This window comes from Pseudomonas sp. P9_35 (assembly GCF_034008205.1).
Classification (GTDB): Bacteria; Pseudomonadota; Gammaproteobacteria; order Pseudomonadales; family Pseudomonadaceae; genus Aquipseudomonas; species Aquipseudomonas kilonensis.
Genome location: NZ_CP125373.1, coordinates 5711368 through 5727563, shown reverse-complemented (window position 1 = coordinate 5727563; position 16196 = coordinate 5711368). Strand labels below are relative to the sequence as shown.

At 62.1% G+C, this 16196-nt stretch carries 15 protein-coding genes; 9 read left to right on the top strand and 6 right to left on the bottom strand.

Going from position 1 to position 16196, the window contains the following annotated elements; translation table 11 throughout:
* Positions 1–151: 151 nt before the first annotated feature.
* Positions 152–604: an Lrp/AsnC family transcriptional regulator gene (locus tag QMK47_RS25475; protein ID WP_320389486.1), complete on the bottom strand. Its 453-nt coding sequence runs from the start codon at positions 602–604 to the stop codon at positions 152–154.
* A gap of 161 nt (positions 605–765) precedes the next feature.
* Between QMK47_RS25475 and yedA the strand changes: the two genes are divergently transcribed.
* Entirely contained in the window at positions 766–1668 is a 903-nt protein-coding gene (gene yedA, locus QMK47_RS25470) for a drug/metabolite exporter YedA (protein ID WP_253469600.1), read from the top strand.
* Positions 1669–1726: 58 nt separating this feature from the next.
* The gene (locus QMK47_RS25465; protein WP_253469597.1) at positions 1727–3064 is read left to right on the top strand and encodes a DEAD/DEAH box helicase; all 1338 of its coding nucleotides are present in this window, start codon (positions 1727–1729) and stop codon (positions 3062–3064) included.
* 130 nt (positions 3065–3194) lie between these two features.
* Here QMK47_RS25465 and QMK47_RS25460 read toward each other — a convergent pair whose 3' ends face one another.
* A complete protein-coding gene (locus QMK47_RS25460; protein ID WP_320389485.1) occupies positions 3195–4430 on the bottom strand; it encodes a TIGR03862 family flavoprotein in 1236 nt (411 codons plus the stop codon).
* Positions 4431–4708: 278 nt separating this feature from the next.
* Positions 4709–5629, bottom strand: coding sequence for a histone deacetylase (locus QMK47_RS25455; protein ID WP_258689441.1), 921 nt, complete (start codon positions 5627–5629; stop codon positions 4709–4711).
* 73 nt (positions 5630–5702) lie between these two features.
* Between QMK47_RS25455 and QMK47_RS25450 the strand changes: the two genes are divergently transcribed.
* The 3 genes from QMK47_RS25450 to QMK47_RS25440 all read left to right on the top strand — a co-directional run bounded on the left by QMK47_RS25450 (position 5703) and on the right by QMK47_RS25440 (position 7820).
* Positions 5703–6272 (top strand): GNAT family N-acetyltransferase, encoded by a 570-nt coding sequence (locus QMK47_RS25450; RefSeq protein ID WP_253469588.1) that lies wholly within the window; start codon positions 5703–5705, stop codon positions 6270–6272.
* 88 nt (positions 6273–6360) lie between these two features.
* A complete protein-coding gene (gene tesB / locus QMK47_RS25445) occupies positions 6361–7230 on the top strand; it encodes an acyl-CoA thioesterase II (protein ID WP_003205823.1) in 870 nt (289 codons plus the stop codon).
* Positions 7227–7820 carry an HAD family hydrolase gene (locus QMK47_RS25440; RefSeq protein WP_320389484.1) on the top strand — a complete coding sequence of 198 codons (594 nt, stop codon included), beginning with the start codon at positions 7227–7229 and terminating at the stop codon, positions 7818–7820. The genes tesB and QMK47_RS25440 overlap by 4 nt, the downstream gene beginning before the upstream one ends.
* Positions 7821–7964: 144 nt before the next feature.
* Here QMK47_RS25440 and QMK47_RS25435 read toward each other — a convergent pair whose 3' ends face one another.
* Both QMK47_RS25435 and QMK47_RS25430 read right to left on the bottom strand, forming a co-directional pair.
* Positions 7965–8912 carry an alpha/beta hydrolase gene (locus tag QMK47_RS25435; protein WP_320389483.1) on the bottom strand — a complete coding sequence of 316 codons (948 nt, stop codon included), beginning with the start codon at positions 8910–8912 and terminating at the stop codon, positions 7965–7967.
* Positions 8913–9803 carry a neutral zinc metallopeptidase gene (locus tag QMK47_RS25430; protein ID WP_214512882.1) on the bottom strand — a complete coding sequence of 297 codons (891 nt, stop codon included), beginning with the start codon at positions 9801–9803 and terminating at the stop codon, positions 8913–8915.
* Between the two features lie 211 nt (positions 9804–10014).
* Between QMK47_RS25430 and QMK47_RS25425 the strand changes: the two genes are divergently transcribed.
* Positions 10015–10791, top strand: coding sequence for an IclR family transcriptional regulator (locus QMK47_RS25425; RefSeq protein ID WP_253469580.1), 777 nt, complete (start codon positions 10015–10017; stop codon positions 10789–10791).
* A 62-nt stretch (positions 10792–10853) separates the two neighbouring features.
* Positions 10854–11732, top strand: a complete 879-nt coding sequence (locus tag QMK47_RS25420) for a DMT family transporter (RefSeq protein WP_003205814.1) — start codon at positions 10854–10856, stop codon at positions 11730–11732.
* A 148-nt stretch (positions 11733–11880) separates the two neighbouring features.
* On the opposite strand, the gene QMK47_RS25415 is transcribed toward QMK47_RS25420, so the two are convergent.
* On the bottom strand, positions 11881–13218 hold the full coding sequence (locus QMK47_RS25415; RefSeq protein WP_258689439.1) for an MFS transporter: 1338 nt from the start codon (positions 13216–13218) through the stop codon (positions 11881–11883).
* A 278-nt stretch (positions 13219–13496) separates the two neighbouring features.
* Between QMK47_RS25415 and quiC the strand changes: the two genes are divergently transcribed.
* Together quiC and QMK47_RS25405 are read left to right on the top strand one after the other, a co-directional pair.
* Positions 13497–15398 carry a 3-dehydroshikimate dehydratase QuiC gene (quiC, locus tag QMK47_RS25410; protein WP_214512879.1) on the top strand — a complete coding sequence of 634 codons (1902 nt, stop codon included), beginning with the start codon at positions 13497–13499 and terminating at the stop codon, positions 15396–15398.
* 103 nt (positions 15399–15501) lie between these two features.
* Positions 15502–16179 (top strand): TetR/AcrR family transcriptional regulator, encoded by a 678-nt coding sequence (locus QMK47_RS25405; protein ID WP_320389482.1) that lies wholly within the window; start codon positions 15502–15504, stop codon positions 16177–16179.
* The last annotated feature ends 17 nt before the right edge of the window (positions 16180–16196 follow it).

Below are 16196 nucleotides of genomic sequence, written 5' to 3'. Positions count from 1 at the left end.
CCCGGCAACACACTGACCCTGTGCTCACTGAAGATCCAATGTGGGAGCGAGCTTGCTCGCGATTGCGGTCTGTCAGTCGACATTAATGTTGGCTGATCCAAGGCTATCGCGAGCAAGCTCGCTCCCACAGGGTTGGTCTGTGTTGAGCGGATTATTTGCCGTTGCCTTCCAACTGCCCCAACGGCACGCGCTTTTCAATGGCGCTGGATAGCACAATCGAGGTCTTGCTGAAGCCGAACTTGGCGATGCGGTTGATCAGCTCTTCCAGTTCCGGCATCGAGCTCACCGCCGCTTGCATGATCACGCACGGGTCCCCGGTGACCCGGTGGCACTCGGTCAGTTGTGGGATCTTGCACAGTTCGTCGTAGGTCTTCTGGTTGCCATGCTGGTTCATCCGCAATTCGATGACGCACTGCACCGGCAGGCCGATCTTCGCCATGTCGACTTTGGCTTGATAACCGGTGATGACGCCGCTGGCTTCCAGTTTGCTGACCCGCTCGGCCACGGCGGGGGCTGACAGGTTCACTTTGCGGGCCAGTTCGGCGTAGGACGCACGACCGTTTTCCAACAGGGCGCTGAGCAGCATGCGGTCGTATTTATCCACAGGTAGGCTTCCAAATGACGTGGCTTTCGAAAGCGCGACTTATAGCGCCGAACGCCGTGTTTTGAAAAGTGTATGGCCCGGATAAACAGGTTTTGTAGCTTAATTTCCGCCCTTCGCCTTTCTAGAATAGCGTCTCTCATTGTCCTGACTTCGAGCTGACCATGCCTGGCACACGCCGCTTCCCCCTGCCATTGATCGCTGCCTTCTTTGCCTTGTATGTCATCTGGGGTTCGACCTACCTGGTGATTCGCATCGGTGTGGAGCATTGGCCGCCGCTGTTGCTGGCCGGGATTCGTTTTGTGCTGGCCGGTTCGCTGATGTATGGCTTCCTGCGCTGGCGCGGGGCACCGGCGCCGACCTGGGCGCAATGGAAGGCCGGGGCCATCATCGGCGTACTGTTGCTCAGTTTTGGTAACGGCGCGGTCAGTGTGGCCGAGCACACTGGCGTGGCGTCCGGGGTGGCGGCCCTGGCGGTGGCAACGGTGCCTTTGTTTACCTTGCTCTGCGGATATTTCTGGGGTGCGCGTAATACTCGTCTGGAATGGGCGGGGATTGTGCTGGGGTTGATTGGTATCGCGATGCTCAACCTGGGCTCCAACCTGCAGTCCAGCCCGTTGGGTGCGACCTTGCTGGTATTCGCGGCGGCGTCCTGGGCCTTCGGTTCGGTGCTGAGCAAACACGTGCCGTTGCCGGCAGGGGCGATGGCCAGTGCCGTGGAGATGCTGGTGGGCGGTGTGGTGCTGTTGATCGGCAGTGTGGCCAGCGGCGAGCACCTGGACAGCGTGCCGCCGCTGGAAGGTTGGCTTGCCTTGGCTTACCTGACCTGCTTCGGTTCGATCGTTGCCTTCAATGCCTACATGTACCTGCTCAAGCATGTGCGCCCGGCGGCGGCCACCAGTTATGCCTACGTCAACCCAGCCGTGGCAGTGTTGCTGGGGATCGTGTTCGCGGGTGAAACCATTGGCGCTGAAGAAAGTGTGGCGATGTTGGTGATCATCAGTGCCGTGGTGTTGATCGGTTTGCCGCAGTGGCGCAAACCCAAGCCTGCGCCGGCCGCTTCCTGATTTAGGGTAAACTTCCGCGCATTGCACATCTTGCGCTGATTTCTCCTACGGTACTTCCATGACTTTCGCCACCCTTGGCCTGATCGAACCCTTGCTGCGCGCCCTTGAGACGCTCGGCTACCAGACCCCGACCCCGGTGCAGGCGCAAGCCATGCCGGCGGTGCTGGCCGGTCGTGACCTGATGGCCGCGGCCCAGACCGGCACCGGCAAGACCGCCGGTTTCGCCGTGCCGCTGTTGCAGTTGCTGACCACCGAAGGGCCGAAGGTCGCGGCCAACTCGGTGCGGGCGCTGATCCTGGTGCCAACCCGTGAGCTGGCTGAGCAGGTCCATGAAAGCGTGCGTCAGTACGCGCAAAACCTGCCGCTGAGCACCTACGCCGTGTACGGCGGCGTCAGCATCAACCCGCAGATGATGAAATTGCGCAAAGGCGTCGACCTGTTGGTCGCCACGCCTGGGCGTCTGCTCGATTTGTTCCGCCAGAACGCGCTGAAGTTCAACCAGTTGCAGACCCTGGTGCTGGACGAAGCCGACCGCATGCTCGACCTGGGCTTCTCCGAGGAACTGGCGAATATCTACAAGGCCCTGCCGAAGAAGCGCCAGACGCTGCTGTTCTCGGCGACCTTCTCCGACGCCATCCGCCTGCTGGCCGGGCAGATGCTCAACGATCCGCTGAGCATTGAAGTGAGCCCGCGCAACGTCGCCGCCAACACCGTCAAGCAATGGGTGGTGACGGTGGACAAGAAGCGCAAGCCGGAATTGTTCGTGCACCTGATGCGCAAGAACAAGTGGAAGCAGGTGCTGGTCTTTGCCAAGACACGCAATGGCGTTGATGCGTTGGTGGAAAAACTCCAGGGCCTGGGCGTCAACGCCGACGGCATCCACGGTGACAAACCCCAAGCCACCCGCCAGCGCGCACTGGACCGCTTCAAGGCCAGCGAAGTGCAGATCCTGGTGGCGACCGACGTCGCTGCCCGTGGCTTGGATATCGAAGACTTGCCGTTGGTGGTGAACTTCGACCTGCCGATCGTCGCCGAGGACTACATCCACCGCATCGGCCGTACCGGTCGGGCGGGCTCGACCGGGGAAGCGATTTCCCTGGTCTGCGCCGACGAAGTGAACCTGCTGTCGGCCATCGAGATGCTGACGCGCCAGGCGCTGACTCGTCAGATGGAACAGGACTTCGAGCCTGAACATCGGGTACCGGACACCGATGCCAGCGGCCAGGTGATCAAGAAACCGAAAAAGCCGAAGAAACCGAAAACCTCCGGTGGCGGCGGCAAGCGCAACCTGGGCAAGTGGGTGGACAGCGGCGATGCCTCGCCTGTTGAACCTTCGGTCAAGCCTGTGCGCAAAGTGCCGGTGTTCAATACCGGGCCGCGTAAGCGTAAGCCTTGATATCAAAGGCCACATGGGAACTGTAGGAGCTGTCGAGCGAAGCGAGGCTGCGATCTTTTGATCTTACGCTTGAGATTCAAGTGTCTGGGGAAAGATCGCAGCCTCGTTTCACTCGTCAGCTCCTACGGGTTCAACCGTTCAAGAATTCCAGGATTCCCAACCCCGCCGCGCGGCCACTGGCAAAACACGCCGTGAGCAGGTAACCGCCGGTCGGTGCTTCCCAATCGAGCATTTCCCCGGCGCAGAACACGCCGGGCAATTGCTTGAGCATCAGGCGTTCATCCAGGGCCTCGAAGGTCACGCCACCGGCGCTGCTGATGGCTTCGTCCAAGGGGCGGGTCTTCACCAGGGTGACTGGCAAGGCCTTGATCGCCCGGGCCAGCCGCGCCAGGTCAGTGAAACACTCGGCCGGCGTGAGCTCACGCAATAGCGCAGCCTTGACGCCGTCGATCCCCAACTGACTGTGCAAGTGCTTGGCCATCGAACGGGAACCGCGAGGCTTGTTCAGGGCCTGGAGGATTTTATCCACAGGCCGTCCGGGCAGCAGGTCTAGATGGAGGGTCGCGCTGCCATGTTGGTTGATGGCTTCGCGAATCGCTGCCGACAGGGCGTAGATCAGGCTGCCTTCGATGCCGGTGGCGGTGATCACGCATTCGCCGAGGCGCGGTACATCGTCGTTCAGGCCGATGGCGATGTTCTTGAGCGGGGCGCCAGCGAATTTGCTGATCATCAGGTCGCTCCAGGCTTCTACCTCGAACCCGCAGTTGCTTGGTTGCAACGGCGCCAGGGCCACGCCGCGTTGTTCCAGCGGCAGCATCCAGGCGCCGTCGGAGCCCAGGCGTGACCAACTGCCGCCGCCCAGGGCCAGCAGTATCGCGTCGGGGCGTAGCGTTTTCTCACCTTCCGGACTCGCTATGCGCAAGCTGCCATCGGGGTTCCAGCCGAGCCAGCGATGGCGCGTGTGGATCGCCACGCCGGCATCGCGCAGGCGCTTGAGCCAGGCGCGCAGCAGTGGCGCGGCTTTCATGTCGGTGGGAAATACCCGTCCGGAGCTGCCGACAAAGGTGTCGATGCCCAGCCCGTGAATCCATTCGCACAATTGCTCGGCGCCGAATGCCCGCAGCAGCGGGGCAATGTTCGGCGCACGTTCGCCGTAGCGGGAGAGGAAGGCCGGGAAGGCTTCGGAGTGGGTGATGTTCATGCCGCCGACGCCGGCCAGCAGGAATTTGCGGCCCACCGAGGGCATGCCGTCGTACAGGTCGACTTGAAGGCCCGCCTGGCTTAGCACCTCGGCCGCCATCAGGCCGGCGGGGCCGCCGCCGATGATGGCGATGTTTGGGGCGGAAGGCTTGGCGGTCGAGGTCATGATTTGAACTGTGGGGGCTGGGGTAGGCGGGGCATTCTACCAGCACAACTCTTTGTGGGAGCGAGCTTGCTCGCGATAGCGCAGGGTCAGCTACATGAATGTCACTGATACACCGCTATCGCGAGCAAGCTCGCTCCCACAGGGGGTGGGTGGCGCTTTTCAGGAAGTGATCAAAAAACAGCCAAGCCTCTGTACGCTACAGGCAGCATAGGCTGTAGGCCGTTTCGCTCAGGTTATCCACAGGCCGCTCCACAGGCATTGTGGGTAAAGCCCAGGTTTCAGTGACAACCTGATGACGTCCAGACCCTTTGTGCGCTGTGGTGCAGGATTGCGTGGCGGCGGGCCAGGGCCTTGCGGTCCTTGCTGTAGCCTCCACCGATCACGCCGACCACCGGGATGTCGCGTCCCAGGCAATGGCGCATGACGCTCTCGTCCCGGGCGGCGAGGCCTTCGTCGGTCAGCTTCAGGTAACCGAGGGCGTCATCCTTGTGTACGTCGACGCCGGCGTCATACAGCACCAGGTCCGGCTGATAGAGCGGCAGCAAGTAGTTGAGCGCATCGTCCACCACCTTCAAATAAGCCGCGTCTTCCATGCCCATCGGCAGGGGGATGTCCCAGTCGCTTTGCGCCTTGCGTGCAGGAAAATTCTTTTCGCAGTGCAAGGAAACTGTCACGGCGTCCGGGGTGTCATGGAGTATTCGGGCGGTGCCGTCGCCCTGGTGCACGTCGCAGTCGAAAATAAGCACCCGTGAGACCCGGCCGCTGGCCAGGAAATAGCGACTGATCACCGCCAGGTCGTTGAAGATGCAGAAGCCGGCCGGGTGGTCGTAGTGGGCGTGATGGGTGCCGCCGGCGAGGTGGCAGGCCAGCCCGTGCTCAAGGGCTTGTTCGGCGGCCAGGAGCGAGCCGCCCACGGCACGCACCGTGCGACGGGCCAGGGCTTCGCTCCAGGGCAGGCCAAGTCGCCGTTGGTCTTCACGGGACAACTCACCGCCCATGTAGCGTTCGATATACGCACGGTCGTGGGCCAGGGCGAGAATGTCCGGCGGACACAGCGACGGGCGCAGCAGGTCCGCGTCGCGGGTCAGGCCGCTGTCCACCAGGTGATCGCGCAACAGGCGAAACTTGTCCATGGGGAAACGGTGTTCCGCCGGGAAGTCGGGGCTGTAGTCTTCGTGATAGATAAGCGGCAGAGGCATAGTGTTTTCAGCGGTGAGTGAGTGACGGATCCTACCAGCGATGTAGACTCTGGGGCATGGAAGAGGAGTGAAAATGGAGCCGATACTGGAGCTGGAAAGCGCACGGCTGCTCTTGCGGCAGTGGCGCGATGATGACTTGCCGGAATTTGCCGCCATGTGCGCAGACCCGCAGGTGATGCGTTATTTCCCGGCGCGCCTGAGCCGCTTGGAAAGCGCTGCCCTGATCGGTCGCGTGCGGGGGCATTTCGCCGAGCATGGTTTTGGTTTGTGGGCCCTGGAACGCAAGGACACTGGCGCCTTCATTGGCTTCACCGGGCTGGGTGTGGTCGGGTTCGATGCGCCTTTCACACCGGCTATCGAGATCGGTTGGCGCCTGGCCCGGGAGCACTGGGGCCTGGGCTATGCCAGCGAAGCGGCGTGGACGGCCCTGCGTTGTGCATTCGACCAGTTGACGCTGGACGAAGTAGTGGCGTTCACCGCCGTCGACAACCTGCCATCGCAAAAGGTCATGCAGGCCATTGGCATGCTGCACGACCCGGCTGACGACTTCGAACACCCGACACTCGCCGTTGGTCATCCATTGCGTCACCATGTGCTCTATCGCATCAATCGTGAGCAGTGGTTGCAGACCCTGCACGGTTAGCCGACACGGACGTTTACAATGCCCGCCAGAATGGCCTGGGCCACTATCATAGACTGCGCGGTTTTTGCGCTGTGTGAGGAAAGTCTGAATGAGCCACGTGTTGGAAGATCTGGTCGACCTGCTGACCCTGGAACCGATCGAAGAGAACCTGTTTCGCGGGCGTAGCCAGGACCTGGGGTTTCGCCAGTTGTTCGGCGGCCAGGTACTGGGCCAGTCGTTGTCGGCGGCCAGCCAGACCGTGGAAGAGGCGCGCCATGTGCATTCGATGCACGGTTACTTCCTGCGTCCGGGCGACGCTGCGTTGCCGGTGGTCTACCAGGTGGACCGGGTACGTGACGGTGGCAGCTTCAGCACTCGCCGGGTGACGGCGATCCAGAAGGGCAACCCGATTTTCACCTGCAGCGCGTCGTTCCAGTACGACGAAGAGGGCTTTGAGCACCAGAGCAGCATGCCGCAAGTCGTCGGGCCGGAGAACCTGCCGTCCGAGCTGGAACTGACCCAGCAGCGCGCGCACCTGCTGCCCGAGCACATGCGCGAAAAACTGCTGTGCCCCAAGCCGATCGAAGTACGCCCGGTCACCGAAAAAGACCCTTACAACCCGCAACCGGCCGACCCGGTCAAATACGTGTGGTTCCGTGCCGATGGCGCCCTGGCGGATTCGCCGGCCTTGCACAAATACCTGCTGGCCTATGCGTCGGACTTCGGCCTGTTGACCACTTCGCTGCTGCCCCACGGTAAATCGGTGTGGCACAAAGATATGCAGGTCGCCAGCCTCGACCACGCCTTGTGGTTCCATGCCGACCTGCGCGCCGATGACTGGTTGCTCTACGCCATGGACAGCCCGTGGGCCGGTAACTCGCGCGGGTTCTCCCGTGGCAGCGTGTTCAACCGCGCCGGACAACTGGTGGCCTCGGTGACCCAGGAAGGCCTGATTCGTCATCGCAAGGACTGGGCATGAGCCTGGCCGAGGTTCGTCACTGGGTGTTCGACATGGATGGCACGCTGACGATCGCCGTGCATGACTTCGCGGCGATTCGCGTGGCCCTGGCGATTCCGGCCGAAGACGACATCCTCACCCATCTGGCAGGGTTGCCCGCCGAGGAAGCGGCGGCCAAGCATGCCTGGCTGCTGGAGCATGAACGGGACCTGGCGCTGGGCTCCAGGCCCGCGCCGGGGGCGGTTGAGCTGGTGCGCGAACTGGCCGGGCGCGGTTATCGCCTGGGTATCCTCACCCGTAACGCCCGCGAGCTGGCCCACGTCACCCTCGAAGCCATCGGCCTGGCGGACTGTTTTGCCGTGGAAGATGTGCTGGGCCGCGACGAAGCACCGCCCAAGCCTCACCCCGGTGGCCTGTTGAAGCTGGCCGAGGCCTGGAACGTGGCGCCCGAGGCGATGGTGATGGTGGGCGATTACCGCTTTGACCTGGACTGCGGGCGTGCGGCGGGGGCGCGGACGGTGCTGGTGAACCTGCCGGACAATCCATGGCCGGAACTGACGGATTGGCATGCGCGCGATTGTGGGGTGTTGCGGCAGATGCTGTTGGCTTGAGGGCTGGGTTGACTGATCGATCGCTATCGCGAGCAAGCTCGCTCCCACAAGGGGATTTCTGTTGGTCGCGAAATTTGTGTCCACACCCGATCTACTGTGGGAGCGAGCTTGCTCGCGATAGGTCCCTGTCATTCGCGACAAAACTTACTGACCAAACATAACCTTCAACCCCTCGGGCGAATTGAACATCCCACTCCCATCGTGCCCCACCCCGGGCACTTCGATCAGCCGCTGGTTCAACCCCTCGGGATGACGCCGGGTCAGGTAGTCGAAAAAGAAATGCCCGCGCAGTAACCGATACGGTCCCTGGGTTTGTGCTTCACAGCCTTTATCCAGCGCCGGATGTTCCGGGTCGGTGTCTTGTTGCCCGAGCAAATAGACGATGTCGCGCTTGGCGTAGTGATCTTCCAGTTGCGCAGGTGTTTGCCCCGCCGCGTAGGCTGGCAAGTTCTGCAGGCCGTATTTCCAACGATTGAAGCCAGGGCAACTGGCAGGGTCGAACGCCATGGGCCGTTGCGCATCGAAGTAGGCATAGGACGACGGGTTGGCGATGACAAAGCGTGGGCTGATCCGGTATTGGCCGTGGGCGAGCAGGGCATAGCGCTGCACGACCTGGGCGCCGCCGGAATGGCCGGCGATGACGATCTCTTTCACTTCGGGAAACTGCTGCCGGTCACTGACTCGCGCGACGATGTCGTCGAGTACCTGGAAGGAACTGACTGGATTGGGCCCTGTGGATAAGCCACCGGCCATCCAGTCGTTGCCTTGCCAGCGCAGGAGGTCATTGGGCAATTGATGGCGCGCCACGTCCTGTTCGTTGAGAAACTGCGGGGCGATGATCAGGGTGGTGCCCAGTTGTCCGGCCTGCCCGGCAGCCTTTTCGGCGCTGTGCAGGTAGGTGTCGGCATTGCGCAGCCGACCGTGGAGGATGATCAACACGCGCTGGATGGACGCCGGCGGTGGGCTTACACCGACGGCCATGGCGCCGCCCTTGAACTGCAGTCGCCCTTGGGCGACCACGTTGACGCCGTGTTCCTCGGCCTGGGCGACGGCGCAGCACAGCACCAGCCCGATCAACGCCCCCCACTTCATCTACAGGTTTTTCGCCGCGAACGTGTCGCACTGGCTGACCTGGCCCTGGGCGAACCCGGTCTTGAACCAGCGCACGCGCTGCGCCGACGTGCCGTGGGTGAAGGAGTCCGGCACCACGCGACCCTGGCCTTGTTGCTGCAAGCGGTCATCGCCGATGGCATTGGCGGCGTTCAAGGCCTCTTCGATGTCCCCCGGCTCCAGCCAGTTTAGGCGTTTTTGCGCATGGTTGGCCCACACACCCGCCAGGCAATCGGCCTGCAACTCCTGGCGTACCAGCAAGCCGCCATCGCCCTCCATCTGCCGGCCTTGCTGGCGCGCTTCCTGGATTTTCGCCGACACGCCGAGCAGCGTCTGCACATGGTGGCCGACTTCGTGGGCAATGACGTAGGCCTGGGCGAAGTCGCCGGCGGCAGCGAAACGTTGGGACATTTCCTTGAAGAAACTCATGTCCAGGTAGACCTGGCGATCTGCCGGGCAATAGAACGGACCGGTCGCCGACGAGGCAAGGCCGCAAGCCGAGTTGACCCGGCCGCTGAACAACACCAGTTTGGGTTGCTGGTACTGGCGTCCGGCCTGCTGGAACACCTGGCCCCAGGTGTCTTCGGTGTCGCCGAGGATCGAGCGCACGAACTCGGCCTGTTCATCGTTGGCCGGTGGCGCCTGACGGGTTTGTGAAGTGGCAGGCGCGGACTGGTCCATCTGCCCGGCCAGTTGCCCGAGAATCTGCATCGGGTCCTGGCCGGTGATCCAGCCGATGCCGACGATCAGGAGGACGGCCGTCAGGCTCAATCCCTTGCCGCCGCCGAAACGCATTCCGCCGCCGCCCCCACCGTCACCGTCACCGCGAGCGTCCACCACGTTGTCACTGCGGCGACCTTTTTTCCATAACATGTAGGCGTTCCTCTGATTGGCCGGGGTGTCACTGTACTGCCGTTGCGGTGAGTCTAGCTTTTGGGGCGTCAGGATGCGCGTGATACCTGAGCTTTCAGGCAACCGGCGCGGGGTTTGGTTCATCAGGGCATGAACGAATGGCGCGCCAGTTCCAGAATTTGCATTACACTTTGCATATTCTAGAATCGACGAACTTACCTTTGGATCGCTCATGGCCGGCAGTCAAATCGAACGGGTTTTCAATGTGCTGGAAAGCCTCGCCAGCGACCCTCGCGGCTGGCCGCTGCTAGGCTTGGCCGAACAGTTGCAGATTCCCAAGAGTGCTACCCACCGTTTGCTCGCCGAACTGATGCGCCTGGGCTATGTGCGCCAGAATCCCGAGAACCTGCGTTATCACTTGTCGACCCGCCTGGTCGCCATGGGCTTTCGTTATCTGTCGCGAAGCGGTGCCGACATCGTCCAGCCAGTGCTCGATCGCCTGGCGCAGGAAACGGGTGAACTGGTGCGCCTGGGTGTCATCGAAGGGGAGTGCCAGACCTGGATCGCCAAATCTCAGGGGGCCCGTTCCGGCTTGCGCTACGACCCGGACATGGGACGTGAAACGCCGTTGTCCTATACCGCGTCGGGCCATGCCTGGCTGGCTTGCATGAGTGACGCCGAGGCGTTGGCGCTGGTGGCGCGCCAGGCCGTGCAAGTGCCGGCGGACGCCGGACCAAACGCTCCACGCGGCCCGGCTGAACTGCTCCAGTACCTGCACCAGGCCCGCGAACACGGCTATGCCTGTGTCGAGGAAAGCTCGGCGATCGGCACGTCGGCCATTGCCGCTGTGGTCCGTCATCCATTGGACGGCCGGGTCATCGGCGTGTTGAGTGTTGCCGGCCCCAGCGCACGGATGACGCGGGCGCGGTTGCATGAGCTGGCACCGACCTTGCTGGCGTTTGTCGAGGAGTTATCGCAAGCCAGTCAGGCCTCGGAGTTGTTCAGCTGAATGCGGTCTCATCCGCCACAGGCAAGCCTTGCTCCCTACATCACGCAACGCAGGATTCCTACATGACCGTCAGCACTCCGCTTTCCGGCGTCAATCAGGCTTTCAAGGGCATCCTGCTTATTCTGGTGGCGACGTTTCTGTTCTCCAGTCATGACGCCTTGTCGAAATACCTCTCGGGTTTCTACCCGATCATCATGGTGGTCTGGGCACGTTACGTGGTGCACACGTTGTTGATGGCGGGTATTTTCCTGCCGCGCTCGGGGCTGCGGGTCCTGCGGACCAAGCGTCCTTTGTGGCAACTGGCCCGGGCGCTGTGCCTGCTGGGCACCAGCCTGTTCTTCACCACGGCGCTGTTGTATATCCCGCTGGCCGAGGCGACGGCGGTCAACTTTCTCGCGCCCGTGCTGGTCACCGCGTTGTCGGTGCCATTGCTGGGCGAACACGTGACGCGCGGGCAATGGATCGCGGTGATCTTCGGCTTTATCGGAGTGTTGATCATCGTCCATCCGGGCGGGGATCTGTTCACCCCAGCGGTGATATTGCCGTTCTGTTCGGCACTGTTCTTCTGTTTCTACCAACTGCTCACGCGCAAGCTCAGCGAGATCGACAGCCCGACCACCAGCAACTTCTTCGCCGGCCTGTGCAACACCTTGGTGATGAGCGCGCTGGTGCCGTTCTTCTGGCAAGTGCCGAGCCTGTTGCACGGTGCGATGATGCTGGCGCTGGGCGCCTGCGGGATGACGGCGCACCTGATGCTGACCCAGGCCTTCCGCTTTGCCGCCCCGGCGCTGCTCGCGCCGTTCGGGTATTGCCAGATCGTGTTTGCCGGGCTGCTGGGCTGGTTGTTGTTCAACCACACGCCGACGCTGACCACCGTGGTGGGCATCACCTTGATCTGCTTGAGTGGGTTGGCGGCGGCGTGGCAACAGCGGCGGGCGTAATCACTGGCTATACGCGGACGCTTGTGGCGAGGGAGCTTGCTCCCGCTGGGTTGCGAAGCAGCCCTCGCCCTTTAGCGATTGCTGCGCAATCGAGCGGGAGCAAGCTCCCTCGCCACAGGTGAGCCGCTGTCCGTCAGCTTGTGGACAGTCAGTTTTCCAGCGTAGGCACCTTGCGCGGTGCCATGAAGTACAGCCAGGTCAGGGCAATGAAGTACATCGCGGGGATCAGGGTGAACAGCACGGTGTAGTTGTTATTGGTGATCGTGAGGATGTGGCCCACCAGTTGAGTCATGAACATCCCGCCGATGGCCGCGCACATGCCGCCGAAGCCAAACACCGTACTCATCATGTGCTTGGGCGTGTAGTCCATGACCAGGCTCCAGATGTTGGCGGTCCAGGCCTGGTGCGCGCCGATGGCCAGGGAAATGGCGAACACCGCCATCCACAGGTTGCTTGCGCCGGCGGCCATGATCACGCCGATGATGCAGCAGGCGAACAGCAGCATGGACACCAGTCGCGCCTTGATCGGATTGAGGCCACGGCCGATCAGGAACGAAGACAGGATGCCGCCGCCCACGCTGCCGAAGTCGGCGGTGAGGTAGATGATGATCAGCGGGATGCCCATCTGGGTCACGTTGATGCCCAGGTTGTACTGCTGGTTCAGGAACGGCGGCAGCCAATAGAGGTAGAACCAGAACACCGGGGCGGTGATCGAGTAGGCCAGGGCGAACGCCCAGGTGCCGCGCATGCGCAGGATGCGTGAGAACGGCACGCGGACCTGGTCCGGTTCGTCCTGGGCCTGGATGTAGTCCAGTTCCGACTGTTTGACGCTGGGATGGTCTTCGGGGTTGAAGTATTTCAGCCCCCAGAACAGCAGCCAGATCCCGCCCAGCGCCGACATGCACAAGAACGCCGCCTGCCAGCCCCACACGTGCAGGATCAGTGGCAGCAGCATCGGGGTGAACATCGCGCCGACGTTGGTCCCGGCGTTGAAAATGCCAGTCGCCACGGCCCGTTCACCGGCCGGGAACCACAGCCGCGTAGTCTTCACGCAGGCCGGGTAGTTGGCAGCTTCGGTCAGGCCCAGGATAAAGCGGCAGACCATGAAGCCCACCGCCGAGGTGGCCAGGCCGTGGGCGCCGGTCGCCAGGCTCCAGAGCAGCACGGCGCAGAAGAAGACGCGCTTGACGCCGATCCGATCGATCAGCCGTCCTTGCAACACGAAGCCGACGGCGTAACCGACCTGGAACCAGAAGTTGATGTTGGCGTAGTCCATCGCCGTCCAGCTCATTTCCTTGGCCAGGATCGGCTGCATCACGCCCAGGGCGGCGCGGTCGATGTAGTTCAGGGTCGTGGCAAAAAACACCAGGGCGAGCATGCCCCAACGGGTCTTGCCCACGGCCATGGCGCCGCGGATCTTGTCGCCGATGCCGCTGGAGGAGACACCCAGGCCGGGGGCCAGGCGGGAACTTTGGGAAGGGATCATAGCGTGTACCCGTTTTTGAAATTCTTATGGTTGGTCTGGGTCTGTCCATCGAGGTCGGTCGGGCCGGCGTCAATGTGGGAACGATGGTGCGCAGTGAGCAAAAAATCGTCAATTCGGCAATGGCCATTTTGTTCGATAATCGCCCAAAAAACTAACCGGATGGTACATATTAAATTGCTGAAAGAAACCGGCAGCTCAATAATCGGCTCACTCTTTTAAAAGCATTTTCAAAAGCGGCGCAGCTTCTGTAGCCGATGCCTGTCCCGGGAGCCGAAGTCATGCAGCGTTCCATTGCCACCGTGTCCTTGAGCGGTACCTTGCCGGAAAAACTCGAAGCCATTGCCGCCGCCGGTTTTGATGGGGTGGAAATCTTCGAGAACGACCTTCTCTACTACGATGGCAGCCCTCGGGAAATCAGGCAGATGTGCGCCGACCTGGGCATTGCCATCACCTTATTCCAACCGTTTCGTGACTTTGAAGGCTGCCGCCGCGATCGCCTGTCGCGCAACCTGGAGCGGGCCGAGCGCAAGTTCGACCTGATGCAGGAACTGGGCACTGACCTGGTGCTGGTGTGCAGCAACGCCTCGGCCGACAGCGTCGGCGACGAACAGATTCTCATCGATGACCTGCGCCTGCTGGCCGAACGCGCCGGTGCGCGGGGCTTGCGGATCGGTTATGAAGCGCTGGCCTGGGGCCGGCACGTGAATACTTATCAACAGGTCTGGAACATCGTGCGCCAGGCCGATCACCCCAGCCTCGGCGTGTTGCTCGACAGCTTCCATACCTTGTCCCTCAAGGGCGATCCGAGCGCGATCGCCGAGATTCCCGGCGACAAGATCTTCTTCGTGCAAATGGCCGACGCGCCGATCCTGGCCATGGATGTCCTGGAATGGAGCCGGCATTTCCGTTGTTTCCCGGGGCAGGGCGAGTTCGACTTGCCGGGTTTCCTGGCGCCGATCATCAAGAGTGGCTACACCGGACCGCTGTCGCTGGAAATCTTCAACGACGGTTTCCGCGCCGCACCGCCACGGGCCAATGCCGCCGACGGGCTGCGCTCGCTGCTGTACCTGGAAGAAAAAACCCGTCAGCGCCTGGCTGAAGAAGCGCCCTCCATGGGCAATGCCGACATCCTGTTCGCCACGCCGCCGGCCAGCGAATACGACGGCATCGAATTCCTCGAGTTCGCCGTGGACGATAACCTCGGCGCCAAGCTCTCCCATTGGCTGGAACGGCTGGGGTTCGTCAAGGCCGGCCAGCATCGTTCCAAGAATGTCAGCCTGCTGCGCCAGGGCGATATCAACTTGATCCTCAACAGCGAACCGTACTCGTTCGCCCACAGTTTTTTCGAAGCCCACGGACCTTCGTTGTGCGCCACCGCCGTGCGCGTGAAAAACAGTGCCAGCGCCCTGGAGCGGGCCGTTGCCTACAAAGGCCAGCCTTATCGGGGGTTGGTGGGCCCCAATGAACTGGAGCTGGCGGCGGTGCGCGCACCGGACGGTAGCCTGATTTACCTGGTGGACCAGCAGGCCGACGTCTATGGCACCGATTTCAACCTGCAGCCGGGTGCGGTCATTGGGGCCGGGCTCAAGCGCATCGACCACATGGCGATGGCGCTGCCGGCCGACAGCCTCGACAGTTGGGTGCTGTTCTACAAGAGCCTGCTGGATTTCGAGGCCGATGACGAAGTGGTCCTGCCCGACCCTTATGGCCTGGTAAAAAGCCGTGCGCTGCGCAGCCGTTGCAGTTCGATCCGCTTGCCGCTGAACATTTCCGAGAACCGCAACACCGCGATCTCACACGCGCTGTCGAGTTATCGCGGCTCCGGCGTGCATCACATCGCCTTCGACTGCGACGACATCTTCGCCCAGGTCAGTCGTGCCAAAGAGGCGGGCGTACCGTTGCTGGACATCCCGCTCAATTACTACGACGACCTGGCGGCGCGTTTCGATTTCGACGATGAATTTCTCAGCGAGCTGGCGTATTTCAACGTGCTGTACGACCGTGATGCCCAGGGTGGCGAGCTGTTCCATGTCTACACCGAGCCGTTCGAAGGGCGGTTTTTCTTCGAGATCATCCAGCGCAAGAACGGTTACGTCGGTTATGGCGCCGCCAATGTCGCGGTGCGCCTGGCGGCCATGGCCAAGTCCCGCAGCGGTGGTTTGCGACACGCCAAGTTGTAGGGAAATCGTAAACGTGGCGGTAATGGGCCGTGTCGTGACTTCCTTCAGTGCACGGTGCGGCCCATAATCGCCAGCCTGTGCAGTGATGGCCGTGAGCCCCGCAATGACTATGAATCCAGAGCTTTCCGCAGCGCTCGACGAACCCGTCGCCGCGCCGCGCAAGAGTCGCAAGAACAACCCGGAGAAGACCCGGGAAAACATTCTTCAGGAAGCCATCGTCGAGTTCGTCCAGCAAGGCCTGGCCGGTGCCCGGGTCGATGCCATCGCCGAGCGCATCCACACCTCCAAGCGCATGATCTACTACTACTTCGGCAGCAAGGAGCAGTTGTACGTCGAGGTGCTGGAAAAACTCTACGGCGATATCCGCACCACCGAGAGCCGCCTGCACCTGGCGGAACTGGCCCCGGTCGACGCGATCCGGCGCCTGGTGGAGTTCACCTTCGACCACCACGATCGCAATGTGGATTTCGTGCGCATCGTCTGCATCGAGAACATCCACAACGCCGAGTACGTGAAGCAGTCAGGCGCGATCAAGGCGATGACCAATACCATCCTCGATTCCCTGGGCGTGATCCTGCGGCGCGGCGCTGAAGAGGGTGTGTTCCGTGCCGGCCTCGAGCCGCTGGATGTGCATCTGCTGATCAGTTCGTTCTGTTTTTACCGCGTATCCAATCGCCAGACGTTCGGTGAGATCTTTCAGATCGACCTGTCGGATGAAGCGGTCAAGCAGCGGCATCGGCAGATGGTCTGCGAGTCGGTGTTGCGCTATCTGCAAGCCTGAAACCTTGTGGGAGCGAG